General features: G+C 68.7%; 19 protein-coding genes. 18 read left to right on the top strand and 1 reads right to left on the bottom strand.

Features of this window, described 5'->3' with window-relative positions:
* Window positions 1-3 precede the first annotated feature (3 nt).
* From sctR to HZF05_RS08705, 13 genes are all read left to right on the top strand, one after another.
* Complete coding sequence (gene sctR, locus HZF05_RS08765; RefSeq protein ID WP_160365702.1) at window positions 4-663, top strand: type III secretion system export apparatus subunit SctR; 660 nt, start codon at window positions 4-6, stop codon at window positions 661-663.
* Window positions 660-935, top strand: a complete 276-nt coding sequence (gene sctS / locus HZF05_RS08760; RefSeq protein WP_110154437.1) for a type III secretion system export apparatus subunit SctS — start codon at window positions 660-662, stop codon at window positions 933-935. Before sctR ends, sctS begins: the two co-directional genes overlap by 4 nt.
* 127 nt (window positions 936-1,062) lie before the next feature.
* Entirely contained in the window at window positions 1,063-1,839 is a 777-nt protein-coding gene (sctT, locus tag HZF05_RS08755; RefSeq protein ID WP_343046859.1) for a type III secretion system export apparatus subunit SctT, read from the top strand.
* Entirely contained in the window at window positions 1,836-2,201 is a 366-nt protein-coding gene (locus HZF05_RS08750) for a helix-turn-helix domain-containing protein (protein ID WP_246331827.1), read from the top strand. Before sctT ends, HZF05_RS08750 begins: the two co-directional genes overlap by 4 nt.
* A 144-nt stretch (window positions 2,202-2,345) precedes the next feature.
* Window positions 2,346-2,930 (top strand): hypothetical protein, encoded by a 585-nt coding sequence (locus tag HZF05_RS08745; protein ID WP_160365700.1) that lies wholly within the window; start codon window positions 2,346-2,348, stop codon window positions 2,928-2,930.
* Between the two features lie 85 nt (window positions 2,931-3,015).
* Window positions 3,016-3,735 (top strand): DUF6683 family protein, encoded by a 720-nt coding sequence (locus HZF05_RS08740; protein WP_343046877.1) that lies wholly within the window; start codon window positions 3,016-3,018, stop codon window positions 3,733-3,735.
* A complete protein-coding gene (locus HZF05_RS08735; protein WP_160365698.1) occupies window positions 3,732-4,535 on the top strand; it encodes a hypothetical protein in 804 nt (267 codons plus the stop codon). The genes HZF05_RS08740 and HZF05_RS08735 overlap by 4 nt, the downstream gene beginning before the upstream one ends.
* Window positions 4,532-5,170, top strand: coding sequence for a GNAT family N-acetyltransferase (locus HZF05_RS08730; protein ID WP_160365697.1), 639 nt, complete (start codon window positions 4,532-4,534; stop codon window positions 5,168-5,170). Before HZF05_RS08735 ends, HZF05_RS08730 begins: the two co-directional genes overlap by 4 nt.
* 1 nt (window position 5,171) lies before the next feature.
* Window positions 5,172-5,684, top strand: coding sequence for a hypothetical protein (locus tag HZF05_RS08725; protein ID WP_160365696.1), 513 nt, complete (start codon window positions 5,172-5,174; stop codon window positions 5,682-5,684).
* Entirely contained in the window at window positions 5,684-6,142 is a 459-nt protein-coding gene (locus tag HZF05_RS08720; RefSeq protein ID WP_160365695.1) for a hypothetical protein, read from the top strand. The genes HZF05_RS08725 and HZF05_RS08720 overlap by 1 nt, the downstream gene beginning before the upstream one ends.
* Before the next feature lie 28 nt (window positions 6,143-6,170).
* Window positions 6,171-7,007 carry a hypothetical protein gene (locus HZF05_RS08715; RefSeq protein WP_160365694.1) on the top strand — a complete coding sequence of 279 codons (837 nt, stop codon included), beginning with the start codon at window positions 6,171-6,173 and terminating at the stop codon, window positions 7,005-7,007.
* Between the two features lie 70 nt (window positions 7,008-7,077).
* The gene (locus HZF05_RS08710; RefSeq protein WP_160365693.1) at window positions 7,078-8,211 is read left to right on the top strand and encodes a phage tail tip lysozyme; all 1,134 of its coding nucleotides are present in this window, start codon (window positions 7,078-7,080) and stop codon (window positions 8,209-8,211) included.
* Between the two features lie 76 nt (window positions 8,212-8,287).
* Window positions 8,288-8,620: a hypothetical protein gene (locus HZF05_RS08705; protein ID WP_160365692.1), complete on the top strand. Its 333-nt coding sequence runs from the start codon at window positions 8,288-8,290 to the stop codon at window positions 8,618-8,620.
* On the opposite strand, the gene HZF05_RS08700 is transcribed toward HZF05_RS08705, so the two are convergent.
* Window positions 8,614-9,012 (bottom strand): hypothetical protein, encoded by a 399-nt coding sequence (locus tag HZF05_RS08700; RefSeq protein WP_160365691.1) that lies wholly within the window; start codon window positions 9,010-9,012, stop codon window positions 8,614-8,616. The genes HZF05_RS08705 and HZF05_RS08700 overlap by 7 nt on opposite strands.
* 100 nt (window positions 9,013-9,112) lie before the next feature.
* On the opposite strand from HZF05_RS08700, the gene ygfZ reads away from it, so the two are divergent.
* The 5 genes from ygfZ to HZF05_RS08675 all read left to right on the top strand — a co-directional run bounded on the left by ygfZ (window position 9,113) and on the right by HZF05_RS08675 (window position 15,041).
* The gene (ygfZ, locus tag HZF05_RS08695; protein ID WP_160365690.1) at window positions 9,113-9,907 is read left to right on the top strand and encodes a CAF17-like 4Fe-4S cluster assembly/insertion protein YgfZ; all 795 of its coding nucleotides are present in this window, start codon (window positions 9,113-9,115) and stop codon (window positions 9,905-9,907) included.
* Window positions 9,904-10,200 (top strand): hypothetical protein, encoded by a 297-nt coding sequence (locus HZF05_RS08690; RefSeq protein WP_160365689.1) that lies wholly within the window; start codon window positions 9,904-9,906, stop codon window positions 10,198-10,200. Before ygfZ ends, HZF05_RS08690 begins: the two co-directional genes overlap by 4 nt.
* Window positions 10,201-10,242: 42 nt before the next feature.
* Window positions 10,243-12,540: a DNA topoisomerase IV subunit A gene (parC, locus tag HZF05_RS08685; protein WP_160365688.1), complete on the top strand. Its 2,298-nt coding sequence runs from the start codon at window positions 10,243-10,245 to the stop codon at window positions 12,538-12,540.
* 25 nt (window positions 12,541-12,565) lie between these two features.
* Entirely contained in the window at window positions 12,566-14,332 is a 1,767-nt protein-coding gene (locus HZF05_RS08680; RefSeq protein ID WP_425505618.1) for a putative bifunctional diguanylate cyclase/phosphodiesterase, read from the top strand.
* Between the two features lie 61 nt (window positions 14,333-14,393).
* Window positions 14,394-15,041: a GNAT family N-acetyltransferase gene (locus HZF05_RS08675; protein WP_160365687.1), complete on the top strand. Its 648-nt coding sequence runs from the start codon at window positions 14,394-14,396 to the stop codon at window positions 15,039-15,041.
* Window positions 15,042-15,083 lie beyond the last annotated feature (42 nt).

Here is a 15,083-nt window from a genome sequence, read left to right as displayed (position 1 = left end):
CGCGTGGATCTGTCGACCTTCACGCCCGGCTCCGCGCTCGTCGTCGTCGTCGCGCTGGCGATCGCGCCCTTCTTCGCGGTGATGGTGACGAGCTTCACCAAGATCGTGGTGACGCTGAGCCTGCTCCGCAACGCGCTCGGCCTCCAGCAGGTGCCGCCCAACATCGTGCTCAACGGGCTGGCGCTCGTCCTGTCGCTCTACGTGATGTACCCGGTCGGCCAGCGCATGGAGGCCGCCGTCCAGCAGAGCCACCAGACGCATGTGATGGGTTCCACCACCTCGATGATGGACACGGCGAACGTCGCCAAGGAGCCGCTGCGCGACTTCCTGATCAAGCACAGCGATCCCAACGAGCGCGCCTTCTTCCTGAAGACCGCGCAGCGCGTCGCCGATCCGGATCGCGCGCTCGACATGACGGATCGCGACTTCGTGGTGGTGACGCCCGCCTTCGTGGTGAAGGAGCTGTCCCTCGCCTTCCAGATCGGCTTCCTGATCTTCCTGCCCTTCCTGGTGATCGATCTCGTCATCTCCAACATCCTGCTGGCGATGGGCATGATGATGCTCTCCCCCACCACCATCTCGCTGCCGTTCAAATTGCTGCTGTTCGTGCTGGTCGACGGCTGGGTGAAGCTCGCCCACGGCATGGTGCTGAGCTACACATGAACGGCGATTTCCTTGCGCTGACCAACGATGCCCTGTGGCTGGTGCTGATCCTGTCGGCGCCGCCGATCATCGTCGCCTCGGTGGCGGGGTTGCTGGTCGCGGTGCTGCAGGCGGCGACGCAGATCCAGGAACAGACGCTGCAATATACGGTGAAGTTCTTCGCGATCGTGCTGACCCTGTTCGTCACCGCCTCGCTGCTCGGATCGTCACTCTATCGCTTCGGCGACCGCGTGTTCACCGACTTCCCCGGCCTGATCCGGCAGTCGCAATGATGCGCGCCACCGCCCTCCAAACCGTTCGGGCTGAGCCTGTCGAAGCCCTGCCCTTCTCTTCATCCCACGGGAAAAGAAGAAGGGCAGCCGTTCGACAAGCTCAGGGCGAACGGAAGGGGGGGGCGGCGTGAACGGCTGGGCGGACCAGATCCTGCTGCTCGGCGTAGCGACGGCGCGGATCGCCACCGCCTTCCTGATGCTGCCCCTGTTCGGATCGGACACGGTGCCGGCGATGGTGCGCAACTCGATCTTCATCGCCCTCGGCCTGATCTCGCTCGCGCTCCAGCCGCCCCTTTCCACAGCCGTGATCGAGCCCGCCGGCTGGGTCGCGATCTTCGCCAAGGAGGCGTTCTGCGGCCTCATCATCGGCTTCTTCTTCGGATCGGTGCTGTGGGCGCTCGAATCGGCGGGGCAGATCATCGATCTCAAGGTCGGCGCCACGATCGGCCAGATCACCGATCCGCTCACCGGCAACCAGACCTCGCTCAACGGCGCCTTCCTCAGCCGCCTCGCCAATATCGTCTTCATCTTCTCGGGCGGGCTGTCGCTGCTCGTGAAGGTGCTGATGGAAAGCTATGCGCTCTGGCCGATCGCGTCGCCGATGCCGAAGCTCGATCCGCGTGGCCTCACCCTGTTCGAGGGCGAGTTCGGGCGGATGATGGTGCTCGCCACGCTGTTCGCCGCGCCGGTGCTGACCGTGCTGTTCCTGATCGACTGCGGGCTGGGGCTGATGAACCGCTTCGCCCAGCAATTGAACGTGTTCAGCCTGTCGCTCTCGATCAAGGCCTTCGCGGCGACGGCGGTGCTGTTCCTGCTGGTTGGTTCCTACGTCGATGCGATCGCGCGCGACATCACCAGCCGCCCGCAGCTCATCGAAGCGATCCTGAAGGGGGTCGGCAAATGATGGCGCAGCCCGCCCCCGAGCCGCTCACCGAGGACGAGCGCCTCGCCGCGATCGCCGAGCTGCTGCGCAAGGCGGATGCGCTGCCCGGCGCCGCCGCGCCCGTCAGCCTCGGCGAGCATATCGTGGAGGCCGCCCGCGTGCCCAGGCGCCACCGCGAGTCGCTGCTCAGACTGACCCCGATGGAGCTGACCTGCATCCGCTTCCTCGGCTGGGGCCGCTCGAACGGGGACATCGCGACGCTGCTGCTGATCTCCGAGAATACCGTGCGCGTCCACCTCTCCAACGTGGCGCGCAAGCTGGAGCTGGACGGGATGCGCGAGCTGGCGGCGCTGGCCGGCCTGCTCTTCTACCCGTCCGAGTAATCGAAACGACTAGGGAGGCTAATCGGAACGCTCAGAGCCTCGACGAAGGTCGAATGCCATAACGATCCCGTCGAGCCAGCCAGTCGGTTCGACACGGCCACCGCGAGGGTGGCCTCGAACCGATCGAAACGAAGGAGAATGACGATGTCCGGTGGTTTCAATCCGATCAATCTCGCGGTCCAGGCCTCGCTCGCGGTGAGCACCGGCGGGACCAGCATGCTCCTCGAGGCAGCCGCGCAGCAGGTGATGCAGTCGTTCGGCCAGCAGATCGTCGCCCAACTCGGCCAGTCGATGGGTCTCCCCCAGAGCGCGATCAGCCTGGCGCAGGGCCTCGTCGGCGGCAACGGCCTCTCGCTGAGCGCGGCGGTTTCCGCCTTCGGCGACCAGGCCGGGCTTTCGAGCACCGATCAGGGCTCGATGGAGAGCGAGCTCAACCAGCTGATCCAGAGCTTCGTCGAGGGCCACAAGCCCGCCAAGGGCGAGAAGGGCGAGGGCATACTCGAGAAGATCGCCATCGCGCTGGGCCAGGCGGCCGACAACCAGATGCAGAAGATGTCGGACCTTGCCGACCAGATCAGCAACGTCGGCAACAGCGATCAGAGCCAGATGTCGAGCCTCACCGGCAAGATGAACGCGGCCGGCCAGGAATTCGGCCTCATCACGCAGGCGATGAATACCGTGCTCAACTCGCTCGGCCAGGGCTTGTCCTCTGCCGCCCGCAAGAGCTAGATTATCGATCATCGGGGGAGGCCGGGGAAACCCGGCCTCCCTCCTGTTTTTTGGGAGAAGAGCATTGGGCAGGATCGCCATTCGCATGATGTTCGGCGTGAGCGCGTTGATCGGAGGAGCGGCTGCCGCCCAGGCCCCGATCCAGCCCGTCTACAATGCGATGGGTGCCTATTCTTCCGGAATGATGAACGTCGTCCAGCTCGGGCAACCCCTGGCCTTCCAGGCCAGGAATGCGCGCATACGGGCCGAGGAGCAGCGCGGGATCCGCGCGCCCCTGCCGGCCCCCCGATCCGCGCCGCTCACCTTCGCGCCCGGAACCGGCGTCCAGACGGTGAATGCCTATGTCGCGCGGGTTTCACGGCAGGATCCCACCGCGGGCGGGCAGCTGCGCACCGCGCTCGCCGGCAAGAACGTTCCCGCCATCTTCGGCCAGCTGGTCGCGCCGTTCGGCCTCGGCAATCACGACGTCGCCGACGCGATGGCCGCGCACCTGATCATGCGCACGATGGTCGTGACCGGCGCGCAGCCGCCTTCGCCGCAAGGCGTGCGCAACGTGCGCGATTCCATCGCCCAGGCGCTGGCGCACGATCCGAAGATGGCCTCCGAAGCCTATCGCAGCCAGATCGGCGGCGAGGCGCAGCTCGATTTCTTGCTCGTCAACACCACCTGGCGCGCGATCGGCGCGGGCAAATGGCCCGCCGACGCCGCCGCGCAATACCGGCACTCGGTGGCCTCCAGCCTTGCGCGCGAAGGCGTCGACCTGAACACCACGCAGCTCACACCCGACGGTTTCGCCCCCAAATGAGCCTGCGTCGGACCGGCGCGGCATCGATGACGCTCGGTGCCGGGATGCTCGCCGCGCTCCTGCTCGGCTCGACGGCCCAGGCGGACATGACGGTCGATTTCGGATCGATCGGAACGGTGGTGGCCAGCCAGACCCTGCCGATGGTCTACAACCCCTGCAATTCGAACCTGCCCGGTCTCTGTCATGCGTCTCCGGACGCCCGTGCCCCGGCGCGCCGGCCTGCCTCCGCCCAGAGTTTCATCGCCGCCGCCACGGCACGGCCGGCGCGGCCCGGCGCTCCGCAGGTGCCGCTGCGCTATGTCGCCAGCCCCGCCGTCCACCAGCAGGTGCTCGCCGATCTCGTCGGACGGATGCGGGCGAAGGACCCGCAGGCCGCGCAGGTGATCCAGTCGACCTTCGCAAAATATGATTATGCCGGCCTCTATGACGGCATCGCCGGTCCCTATGGCCTCAGCGGCAACGATGCCGGCAATGCGATGACCGCCTATCTGATCCTCGGCTGGATGATCGCCAACGGCGTGCAGGACGTGCCGGGCGGTCGCATGACCGCCATCGCGGCGCGCGCGCAGATCGCGGACATGCTCGCGCGGAACGGCGCCGCCCCGCGCGAGAAGTGGGCCGAGCTCGGCGAAGAGCTCAAGCTCCAGTTCGTCATCGCCCATGCCGGCTGGCTGAGTTCGATGAAGGAAGGCAATGCCCGCCCCTATGCCGACGGCATCGCGCGGCAGTTCGAGCAGGTCTACGGCATTGACCTGCGCCGCACGACGCTCGATGCGAGCGGCCTGCACGGGGCGGGATGACGACGGTCCTTCTCTCGAAGCGCCTGCTGCTCCGCCCGATCGCGGCGGAGCACAGGGAGGCGATCGCCGCGCTTCATGCCGATCCGCGCGTCGCCGCCCAATTGGTCGACGGCATCCCCGATACGCCCGGCAAGGCCGACCTGTTCTTGCGCTGGAACGCGCCGATGGCCGCGCGGGGTCACGGCACCTTCGCGGTGCATCGCCGCGATTCGGCCGAGCTGATCGGCCTTTTCTCGCTCACCCCGTTCGATGGCGACGAGGACGCGCTGGAACTTGGCGGCAAGCTGTTCCCGAGCGCCTGGCGCGGCGGCCTCGCGGTCGAGGCGGCCGCCGCGCTGATCGATCACGCCTTCGGCACGCTCGATCGCGCGCGGCTGGTCAGCGCGTTCCATCCCGATCACCGCAGCGCCCCGGCGTCACTCGCCCGCCTCGGATTCGCCTGGGAACGCGACGGCACGCTGTTCGGCCGGCCCGTCCGCATCATGCGCCTGACCCGCGACGGCTGGATCGCGCAGGGGTGTCGGCCGCTCCGTTCCCGGCGGCGGGATAGTCGTTCCGATGATGGCGGCGGCGGCCCGGACGCGCGATATGCGAAGCCGATGATGGCCATGACGGCCGAGCAACCGGACGAATGACATGATTGGCGTCTCGCGACTTTCCTCGATTCCCCCGGCCGGTGCGCAGAACACGCCCGGCACCCAGCAGGTAAAGCAGGAGGCGCGGACCGCGATCGGCGAGATCGGCCATCGCGTGCTGGCCTGGACGTCGGCCAGCGCGCGAACGAGCGATTCCGGCAGCACGGCCTGGGCCTCGGCCGCGGGCGCAGGCAGCGACTTCGCGCCGGACGCCGGCAAGCTCGCCGGGCGGGGCGACATCTACGACCTGCAGGGCATGAGCAGCGCCATCGCATCGCGCATGGGCGGAACGCCGGCGCAGGAAGGCGCGCTCCATCGCGCACTGGGAGACTTCGCCCGCGCCGCGATGGTGCAGGCCGCCGGCCTTTCGGGTGCGTCGCCCGAGCAACAGACCGCAGGCCTGCGCGACGCGCTGGAAAACGCGCTCGGCGGCGACGGCGAAGACGGCATCGACGGCGTGACCGCCCGCATCGAGCAGGCCACCGCGACGCTGGTCGGCCAGAACGGCGGCTGATGGCGATCGAGCCGACCGGCCGGCGCGTCGCGCGGAGCGTCACCGGCTTCGATCCGCTCGCGCAGAACAGCGGCGGATCGTCTCTGGAGATGCTGACTCGCCAGCCCTCCGCGCTCGATCGTCTCGTCGCCGATGCCGGCGCGCTCGGCAAGTTCCGCGAGGACCAGCCCAACGCGCTCCCCTCCGGCACCGGCAGCTTCACCGTGCCGGTCACCCAGACGATCGCGCATGTCGAGACGCGGCTGGGCCAGCCCAACGAGCGTGTGCTGGGCGCGACGCAGGCCTCGACTCCGCGCGAGATCGTCCCGGCGGCACGCTCCTCGGAGGTGACTCATCTCGGCCTCCACACCGCCGACGACCGTACCCACGGCGTCACGCCGAGGCCCGACGTGCGGACCGACACGGACAATCGCGCCGCTGCTTTCATGCGCGGGAACCGTTCCGCCTCCGAAGCGTGATAGCAACCGCCATCCGAGGGGGAAGACGATGCGTATCCGTCACCTGATCCTGCTCACCGCCACCGCCGTTTCCACGGCCCAGGCCCGCGCCCCGCGCGAAGGCCAGCCGCTCCGCCCGACGCTCGCCGTCGTGCCGCAGGGCAACGAGCCGGCGCTGCAATACGGGCCGACCATCCTGCCGCGCCCGTTCGGCGGCGAGCTGGTCGACACGCTCTCGATCATCGGCCGCTACCAGACCGGCCGCGACACCCTGTTTCTCGTGCGCGGCAGCGGCGGGGCGAGCTGCCCGTCGCGCTACGTGGTGGTGGCGCCGTCGCGCGGCGGTACACCGCTGGTCACCGCGCCCTTCGGCACCTGCGCGCTGGCCGATGCAAAGGTCGTCCGGGGCCAGCTGATCGTCGCGATGAACGCCGATGCGGTCGGCGGCCCGGCGATCCGCTACGCTTATATCGGCGGCCAGATGCGCCCGCTCGACGCGCCGCCCCCGCAGGCCACGGCCGACACCACCTGCCGCAGCTATGAGTCCGCCGGCGCGGTCGGGCAGGATGCGATGCTCGCCGAGTTCGATCGCACCTTCCCCGATGAATTCCGTCATGCGAGCGAGTTGAAGAAAGTGGCCATCGCGCCCGACGACCTGCGCCGCCTCGTCACCGGCCTCGCCTGCTTCTCGACCTGGCCTGGCGCCGAGAAGATGGTGCCCGAGGCCGCCACGCCGCTGTTCGCCAGCAAGCGGTACGGCGACGCTTCGTTCGCGGCGCTGGAGACCGTCTCGCAGACGCCCGGCGTCGATGCCGGCGTGGTCGCGGCGGTCCGCCAGTTCGGCGCCGAGATGCGCTATTATGTCGGGCGGCGCACCGCCCTCTAAGCGATCCGATTAGCGACCTCCACGAACCCAGGGCCTAGGCTCCACTCCAACAGCTTCGGAGGAGGGAGTCATGTCGGTATCCTCGGTTCAGGGCAGCGTGGCGGTCAACAGCAGCGGGAGCGACACCAGCAGCTACACCGTCCGGTCGGGCGATTGCCTCTGGAACATCGCCAGGGCGCACGGCGTCTCGCTTTCCGCGCTGGAACAGGCCAACCCGCAGATCGCCAATCCCGACCTCATCCATCCCGGCCAGCGCATCACCATCCCGGGCGGGTCGGGATCGACCGGCAGCGTCGGCGGCACGCCGGGCGCGGGTGACGGCAGCGTGGCGGACATCGCCCGCTCCTATCTCGGCCAGAACGCCTCCTCGCTGAAGACCAACGGCAACGACAACCTGCCGATGGACCCCAATTGCCCGTCGACCGAATGCTGCGCCAATTTCGTGTCGGCCGTGCTGGTCCAGTCTGGCGAGCTGCCATCCAACCTCCACACCGATTCGGTCGAGCAGTTGAAGGAGACGCTGCAGTCGCGCGGCTGGACGGCGGTGCCGGCCTCCGAGGCGAAGGCGGGCGACGTCGTCATCATGCAGGGGGGCGGCATCTCGCACACCGAGATCGTCGCCGGCCCGGGCCAGATGATCGGATCGAACAACATCAATGCCGACGGCACGCAGAAGGTCAGCACCAATTCGCTGAGCTACGCCCAGAGCCATGGCGGCCTGATCCTGCGCGCGCCGGCCAGCGCGGCGCCCAAGCCCGCCGGCGGCACCGCCGCTCCCTCCGGTGACGGCAGCGAATCGCAGCGGATCGACCAGGCGATGCAATATTTCGAGGGCCAGGGCTGGTCCAAGGCGCAGGCCGCCGGGATCGTCGCCAATCTCGATGCCGAGAGCGGCTTGCGCAGCATCCCGCAAAATGGCGGCGGGCCGGGCTACGGCATCGCCCAGTGGGAAGGGCCGCGCCAGGCGGAGTTCCAGCGCTGGTCGGGCCACGACATTCACGGCTCGTCCTTCGCCGAGCAGCTCCGCTTCGTGCAGCATGAGCTGACCACCACCGAGGCGGGCGCGGGCAATGCGCTCAAGCAGACCAACGATGCGCGCGAGGCGGGGCAGATCGTCACCCGCCTCTACGAGCGGCCGGCGGACACGGCGGGGCAATCGGTGGCGCGCGGGAACAGGGCGGCGGACATTTACGCGAACCATTGAGCGTTCCTCGACCGATGTCCATTCGCACCGAGCGGAGATTGGGAACGTGAGCAGGATCATCCTCGTTCGAGGCCCCATGAAGCTCCTCGCCCTCCCGCTCGCGCTGCTGGCCGCCCTCCCCGCTTCCGCTGCCGATCGGGTGCGCTGCTCGTGGGACGACGGGCCGGCGAAGCCCTGCGCCTATGCCGACACCGTGCAGCCCGACGGTTCACACAGGATGATCTTTTCCGGCGCCGGACAGCCCACCATCTTCATCGGCAAGCCGCAGACCGGCTGGTGGTCCGGCACGCTCAACGGCAAGCCGGCGATGGGATACGAGCGCAATCGCGGCAACATCGTCTTTGCGACGACGGACCTCTCCCACCGCTTCGCCTGGTGGTATCCCACCGAGGAGCACGGTTCCTACTGAGTGGGGAAGATTTCGAGCGGCGCGCCGTGCCGCTTCGCCCAGAGCACCCATGGCACGTCGCTCGGCCCGATCGCCTTGTCGACCACCGTCCAGCGGCCGGCCTGTTGCCGAAGCAGCGCCATGTAGCTGCGCGACATATAGCCCTGCGCGGCGGGCGCCGCCATCGGCGTCGTGGCGTAATCGAGCGGCGCGCCGGACGGCTCTACCATGGTCGCGAGCAGGAACGCCCAGTCGCCCGAGCGCTTGAGGTGGCTCACCTCGAACTTCACCGGCTTCCTGAGCGCCGCCGTCACGGGCACGCGCGCCGCGTCCAGGATCGCGGAGCGGGTCGCCGCGTCGGTCACGGGTATCGCCGCCACACTCGTCGCCATCAGCACCACCTCGATCATCATGTCCCTCCGGCTAACCGGCTCTACGCACGAGCGCGCTAGTCTTTCCGATTAGGAGGGGTGCGGCCTTGAAAGCGGGACGCCCCTGCCCCACCCTTGGCGCATGAGCACCGCCACCCGCCTTGCCGCCCGCGCGCTGATCCGCCTGTCGGGGGAGGATGTCGCCGGCTTCCTGCAAGGCCTCGTCACCAACGACACCGGCGTGCTGGCGGAAGGGCACCCGATCTGGGCCGGCCTGCTCACCGCGCAGGGCAAGGCGCAGTGGGACTTCCTGCTCTGGCCCGACGGCGCGGACGTGCTGGTCGATTGCGAGGCGACGCAGGCCGATGCGCTGGCGAAGCGGCTGAGCATGTATCGCCTGCGCCGGCCGATCACGATCGCGCGCGACGATACGCTGGCCGTCCACTGGCGGCCGGACCCGGTCGATGCCGGCGACATGGCGAGCTTCGCCGATCCGCGCCTGCCCGGCCTCGGCTGCCGCTGGCTGGCGCCGCCAGTGGGCGTCGACACCGCCGATCTGGCATGGCGGGCGTGGCGGCTCGGCCATGGCGTGCCGGAGGGGGTGGACGAACTCGGCACCGACAAGACGCTCTGGTTGGAGACCAATGCGATCGAGCTCCACGGCGTGAGCTTCACCAAGGGCTGCTATGTCGGGCAGGAGAATACCGCGCGGATGAACTGGCGGCAGAAGGTCAACCGCCGGCTGGTCGTGTGCGAGCTGGAGGCCGATCCGCAAGAGGCGGCGCGCATCTGGTATCCCGATCTCGGGCTCGCGGTGGCACCGGTCCGCGTGGAGCAGCTTCGCGGTGGCGAGCCTGTCAAGCTGGGCGCGGTCGAGGCACGGCCGATCGTGCCCGAATGGCTGGCCCACGCGATCACCGAGGAGCAGCCGGCATGAGCCAGGAACCGCACAGCCTGCCGCCGAGCCGCACTGCCGCGATGGGCGGCGTGGGCGTGATCTTCGTGACCGGTGCCTTCGCGATCGTCGCGGCAGCCGCCGTGCTGGTGCTGGCGCGCAGCTACGGCTTCCAGATGGAGGCGATCGACTGGGTGCTGCTGGGCTTCGTGCTGGTGGTGACGATCGGCGGCGGTGCCGCTCTCATCCGCTTCATCCGCAATAATCCGGGTGCGATCGGCGAGGCGCGCTTCGATACGTCGAACAAAAGCGACGCGGAGCGGGATCGCCCATAGACCGGCTTTGCGGGCAGTGCCCGCGCCTGCTAGTCCCCGTTCATGGCCTCGACCGACACTCTCGATCCCTCGCCCTATACCGACTCCCCCTTCGACGAAGCGCTTTCCCAGCGCTACCTCGTCTATGCGCTGTCGACGATCACGGCGCGCTCGCTGCCGGACGTGCGCGACGGGTTGAAGCCGGTGCATCGCCGGCTGCTCTGGGCGATGCGGCTGCTCCGGCTCGATCCGGCGTCGGCCTACAAGAAGTGCGCGCGCGTCGTCGGCGACACGATCGGCAAATATCACCCGCATGGCGATCAGTCGGTGTACGACGCGATGGTCCGCTTGGCCCAGACCTTCTCGCTGCGATACCCTTTGGTCGACGGGCAGGGCAATTTCGGCAATATCGACGGCGATAACGCCGCCGCCTACCGCTATACCGAAGCCCGCCTGACCGCGACGGCGGTCGAGCTGATGACGGGGCTCGACGAGGGCACCGTCGGCTTCCGGCCTACCTACAATAACGAGGACGAGGAGCCGGAGGTCTTTCCCGGCCTGTTTCCCAACCTGCTGGCCAACGGCGCGTCCGGCATCGCGGTCGGCATGGCGACCTCCATCCCGCCGCACAACGCCGCCGAGCTGATCGACGCCGCCGTCCACCTGATCGACCATCCCGACGCGCCGACCGTCGACCTGCTCCAGTATGTTCAGGGGCCGGATTTCCCGACCGGCGGCATCGTCGCCGACGGTCCGGCCGCGATCCGCGAGGCCTATGAGACCGGGCGCGGCGCCTTCCGCACCCGCGCGCGCTTCGCCGATCCCGAGCGGCTGGCGGGCGGCACCTGGCAGCTGGTCATCACCGAAATCCCCTACGGCGTGCCCAAGGCCAAGCTGATCGAGCAGATCGCCGGGCTGATCACCGAAAAGAAGCTGCCGATCCTCGCCGACGTCCGCGACGAATCGGACGAGGCGATTCGCATCGTGCTGGAGCCGCGCAGCCGCACGGTGGACGTAGGCACGCTGCAGGACAGCCTCTACCGGCTGACCGACCTCGAAATCCGCGTCTCGCTCAACCTCAACGTGCTGGATGCGACGCGCACGCCGCGCGTGATGAGCCTCGCGCAGGCACTCTCGGCCTATGTCGCGCACCAGATCGAGGTGCTGGTCAACCGCTCCAGGCACCGCCTCGCCAGGATCGAGAACCGGCTGGAGCTGCTCGACGGCTTCCTGATCGCCTATCTCAACCTCGATCGCGTGATCGAGATCATCCGCACCGAGGACGAGCCCAAGCCGGTGATGATGGCCGAGTTCGGCCTGACCGACACGCAGGTCGAGGCGATCCTCAACATGCGGCTGCGTTCTCTCCGTCGCCTCGAAGAGATGGAAATCAAGAAGGAGCGGTCGAACCTCGACGAGGAGCGCAAGGGCCTTGCCGCGCTGATCGAGAGCCCGCAGCGCCAGCGCACCCGGCTCAAGAAGGATCTCGCCAAGCTGCGCGAGCGCTATGCGCCGGAAACCGCGATCGGCGCGCGCCGGACGACGGTCGCCGAGTCCGGCCCGGCGCGCGAGATCCCGCTGGAGGCGATGATCGAACGCGAGCCGATCACCGTGATCCTGTCGCGGCGCGGCTGGATCCGGGCGATGTCCGGCCACCGCGATCTCGCCGCTGCCGATACGCTGAAGTTCAAGGAGGGCGACGGGCCTCTGTTCGCCTTCCACGCCCAGACCACCGATCGTTTGTTGCTGGCGGCGGCGAACGGCCGCGTCTTCACGCTGGCGGCGGACAAGCTGCCCGGCGGGCGTGGCTTCGGCGAGCCGGTGCGGCTGATGGTCGATCTGGAGGGCGAGGGCGCGCCGGTCGCCTTGCTGCCCGTGCCGCGATCGGGCGGCGACGCGCAGGTGCTGGTGGCCAGCTCGGACGGGCGCGGCTTCCTCGCGAAGCTCGGCGATGTTGTCGCCGAGACGCGCAAGGGCAAGCAGGTGATGAACCTGCGCCCCGGTGCCGAGATGCGGATTTTCCGCCCGGTTGCTTCCGGCTCCGATTATGTCGCGGTGGTGGGCGATAACCGCAAGATGGTGGTCTTCCCGATCGGCGAGCTGCCCGAAATGGCGCGCGGTTCGGGTGTCCAGCTCCAGCGCTATCGCGACGGCGGCCTGTCCGACGCGACGGCGATCCGCTTCGAGGCCGGGATCAGCTGGGCGATGGGCGGCGAGAGCGGCCGCACCCGTACCGAGGCGGACCTGAACCCCTGGCGCACCGCGCGCGGCGCCGGCGGACGGATGGCGCCGCTCGGCTTCCCGCGCGACAACCGGTTCGGCTCCGCGCCGAACGGCGATGGCCCTGAAAGCAAGAATTAACCCGCTTTGTCTATCGCTGACAGTCATGCGTATGGCAAAGGCGAGCCGAGAGAGTGGAACGCCGCCCGTGGAGAGGGCGGCGCGCGCCTCGTTGCATCCCGTGCCTGACGGCCGCGCGCCAGCGTCCGCGGAGGCCTGGGCACTGATCGATTCGGCCCGCCAGAGCTATATCGACGCCCTGCCGATCGCCGCCGCGGTGCTGACCGAGCAGGATGGCGACCTCGTCGTCGGCGCCAGCAACCGCCGCTACGACTCGCTCGATGCCGCGCGCCCCGCCAGCCAGCCCATGCCGATCATCGAAAGCCCGACGATCGTGCGGCGCCTGCTGGAATTCTTCGCGCGCCCCGGCGATGAGCTGCGCTTCGAGTGGCGCTATGGCGATCAGGTCTCCGGTCGCCACTTCCACGCCTGCATCTCTCCGCTCGCGCAGGTGCCGGGCGGCAACGGGCGCTGCCTGCTGACCCTGGTCGATCGCACCACCGAGATCGAGAGCACCCGCTCGCTGCGCGCCGAGCTGCTCCACGACAGCCTGACCGGCCTGCCCAACCGCACCGCCTTCGCCGAGGCCGTGGACGAGGTGATGGCATCGAACGACGGCGCCCGCCATGCCGTGCTGCTGATCGACCTGTCCCGCTTCAGCCGCATCAACGAGAGCCTGGGCGGCGTCGCCGGCGACGAGGTGATCATCACCGTCGCCCGCCGCCTGATCTCGACACTGCGCGCAGGCGACATCCTGGCCCGCGTCGGCGGCGACGAATTCGGTATCCTGTTGCGCCTCGCCAACGGACCGGACGACGCGCCCGCCGCAGCCCGCCGCATCCAGTCCGTGCTGTCCACGCCCTTCCGCCTCGCCCGCTTCGAGGTGGGCATCGAATGCGCGATCGGCGTCGCGCTGGTCGGCGAGGAGCAGACCAGCGGCGAAGAGCTGGTGCGCAACGCCCAATTCTCGCTCAAGCGCGCCAAGTCGACCGGCCGCGTGGAAATCCATCATCCGGGCGAGGCCGCCTGCGCGCGCTACAAGCTCGATCTCGAAACCGAGCTTCGCCGCGCGATCGATCAGGGCGATCTCAGGCTCGCCTACCAGCCGATCGTCGATCTCGCCGCCAACCGGCTCACCGGTTTCGAGGCGCTCGCCCGCTGGACCCATGCCACGCGCGGCGTGATCGATCCGGGCGAGTTCATCCCGGTGGCCGAAGAAGCCGGCCTGATCGTGCCGCTCGGCCGCTGGGCGGTCGATTCGGCGCTCGCGACGCTCGCCAAGTGGGATGCGCTGGCCGGCAGCGCCGTGCCGCTCACCATGAACGTCAACGTCTCGGCGATCCAACTCGCGCGCGACGACGTGCCGGGCGTGATCGCCGCCGCGCTCGCCACCCACGGCATCGCCGGATCGCGCCTCACCATCGAACTCACCGAGAGCGCGATCGTGCAGGATCCGGAGCGCACCACCAAGGCGCTTCAGGCGCTGAAGGCGCTCGACGTGAAGGTGGCGATGGACGATTTCGGCACCGGCTATTCCTCGCTCAGCTACCTCCGCCGCCTGCCGATCGACAGCCTCAAGATCGATCGCAGCTTCGTCTCCGGCATGCTTCAGGATCGCGACAAGGTGGCGATCGTGCGCGCCGTGCTCAGCCTCGCCGACGCGCTCGGCAAGACGACCACCGCCGAGGGTGTCGAGACGATCGAACTGAGCCAGACGCTGGCCGCGCTGGGCTGCAGCCACGGCCAGGGCTATTTCTACGCCGCGCCGCTGACCGCGGACGCCGCAAGGGATTATTGGCAGTCGCAGCTCTGAACGCTGCGCGTTCGTCCAGAACCGGTTATCGTGCCCGCCATCGTGCAATGGATCAGGGCGGATGGGCGAGGATCAGGTCGACGATTCGCTGCTTCTCGCCTGGCTGACCGCCCGCTCGATCGCGCGCGGATTGCCGGCGCCCGTTGCCGATCATGGCGGCTTCCGCGTCGATACCAAGAGCGAGGCGGAGGTGCGCCGCTGGCTGTTTTCGCGGGCCGGCACCGGGCTCGCCGCGCTGGCCCGATCGATCGACGCGCCGCGCCATCCGATCAAATTGTGCGGTGACGGCGACACCCTGCTCGCCGCGTTGCCCGAAGGCTGGCAACTCCATGCGCAGAACTGGTTCATGCGCTCGTCGGGCACGCCGGTCGCGCTGCCGGACCTCGGGGACTACCGGATCGAGACGACGTCCGGCGAAGCGGTGACGGAAGTCAGGATCATGGCCGCTTCGGGTGATCTCGCGGCGAGCGGCTATGCGGCGGAAACCGACGACGCCTTCGTTTACGATCGGATCGTGACCATGCCCGAACATCGCCGGAAGGGGCTGGGGACCATGCTCATGGCCGTGCTGGGCCACGCGAAGCGATGCCCGGAAACGCCCGAGCTGCTGGTCGCGACCGATGATGGCCGCGCGCTCTACACGCGGCTCGGTTGGCAAACCCTGTCGTCTTATTCCACGGCCTCGATCCCCGGGCGATTAGACCAATAGCGAACTGCCGGAGGGCGCAAACTCGCTTACGATCGGTCGTCC

The organism is Sphingomonas chungangi, assembly GCF_013778325.1.
Lineage (GTDB): Bacteria > Pseudomonadota > Alphaproteobacteria > Sphingomonadales > Sphingomonadaceae > Solisphingomonas > Solisphingomonas chungangi.
Note: the sequence above shows the minus strand (reverse complement) of the source record. Positions and strands in the feature narration are given on the sequence as shown.

Bases quoted from the DNA above. Each gene is read 5' to 3' on its own strand.
- sctS (WP_110154437.1), top strand. From the start codon at position 660: ATGAACGGCGATTTCCTTGCGCTGACCAACGATGCCCTGTGGCTGGTG.
- HZF05_RS08750 (WP_246331827.1), top strand. From the start codon at position 1,836: ATGATGGCGCAGCCCGCCCCCGAGCCGCTCACCGAGGACGAGCGCCTC.
- HZF05_RS08745 (WP_160365700.1), top strand. From the start codon at position 2,346: ATGTCCGGTGGTTTCAATCCGATCAATCTCGCGGTCCAGGCCTCGCTC.
- HZF05_RS08740 (WP_343046877.1), top strand. From the start codon at position 3,016: ATGATGTTCGGCGTGAGCGCGTTGATCGGAGGAGCGGCTGCCGCCCAG.
- HZF05_RS08735 (WP_160365698.1), top strand. From the start codon at position 3,732: ATGAGCCTGCGTCGGACCGGCGCGGCATCGATGACGCTCGGTGCCGGG.
- HZF05_RS08730 (WP_160365697.1), top strand. From the start codon at position 4,532: ATGACGACGGTCCTTCTCTCGAAGCGCCTGCTGCTCCGCCCGATCGCG.
- HZF05_RS08725 (WP_160365696.1), top strand. From the start codon at position 5,172: ATGATTGGCGTCTCGCGACTTTCCTCGATTCCCCCGGCCGGTGCGCAG.
- HZF05_RS08720 (WP_160365695.1), top strand. From the start codon at position 5,684: ATGGCGATCGAGCCGACCGGCCGGCGCGTCGCGCGGAGCGTCACCGGC.
- HZF05_RS08715 (WP_160365694.1), top strand. From the start codon at position 6,171: ATGCGTATCCGTCACCTGATCCTGCTCACCGCCACCGCCGTTTCCACG.
- HZF05_RS08710 (WP_160365693.1), top strand. From the start codon at position 7,078: ATGTCGGTATCCTCGGTTCAGGGCAGCGTGGCGGTCAACAGCAGCGGG.
- HZF05_RS08705 (WP_160365692.1), top strand. From the start codon at position 8,288: ATGAAGCTCCTCGCCCTCCCGCTCGCGCTGCTGGCCGCCCTCCCCGCT.
- HZF05_RS08700 (WP_160365691.1), bottom strand. From the start codon at position 9,012: ATGATGATCGAGGTGGTGCTGATGGCGACGAGTGTGGCGGCGATACCC.
- ygfZ (WP_160365690.1), top strand. From the start codon at position 9,113: ATGAGCACCGCCACCCGCCTTGCCGCCCGCGCGCTGATCCGCCTGTCG.
- HZF05_RS08690 (WP_160365689.1), top strand. From the start codon at position 9,904: ATGAGCCAGGAACCGCACAGCCTGCCGCCGAGCCGCACTGCCGCGATG.
- parC (WP_160365688.1), top strand. From the start codon at position 10,243: ATGGCCTCGACCGACACTCTCGATCCCTCGCCCTATACCGACTCCCCC.
- HZF05_RS08680 (WP_425505618.1), top strand. From the start codon at position 12,566: ATGCGTATGGCAAAGGCGAGCCGAGAGAGTGGAACGCCGCCCGTGGAG.
- HZF05_RS08675 (WP_160365687.1), top strand. From the start codon at position 14,394: ATGGGCGAGGATCAGGTCGACGATTCGCTGCTTCTCGCCTGGCTGACC.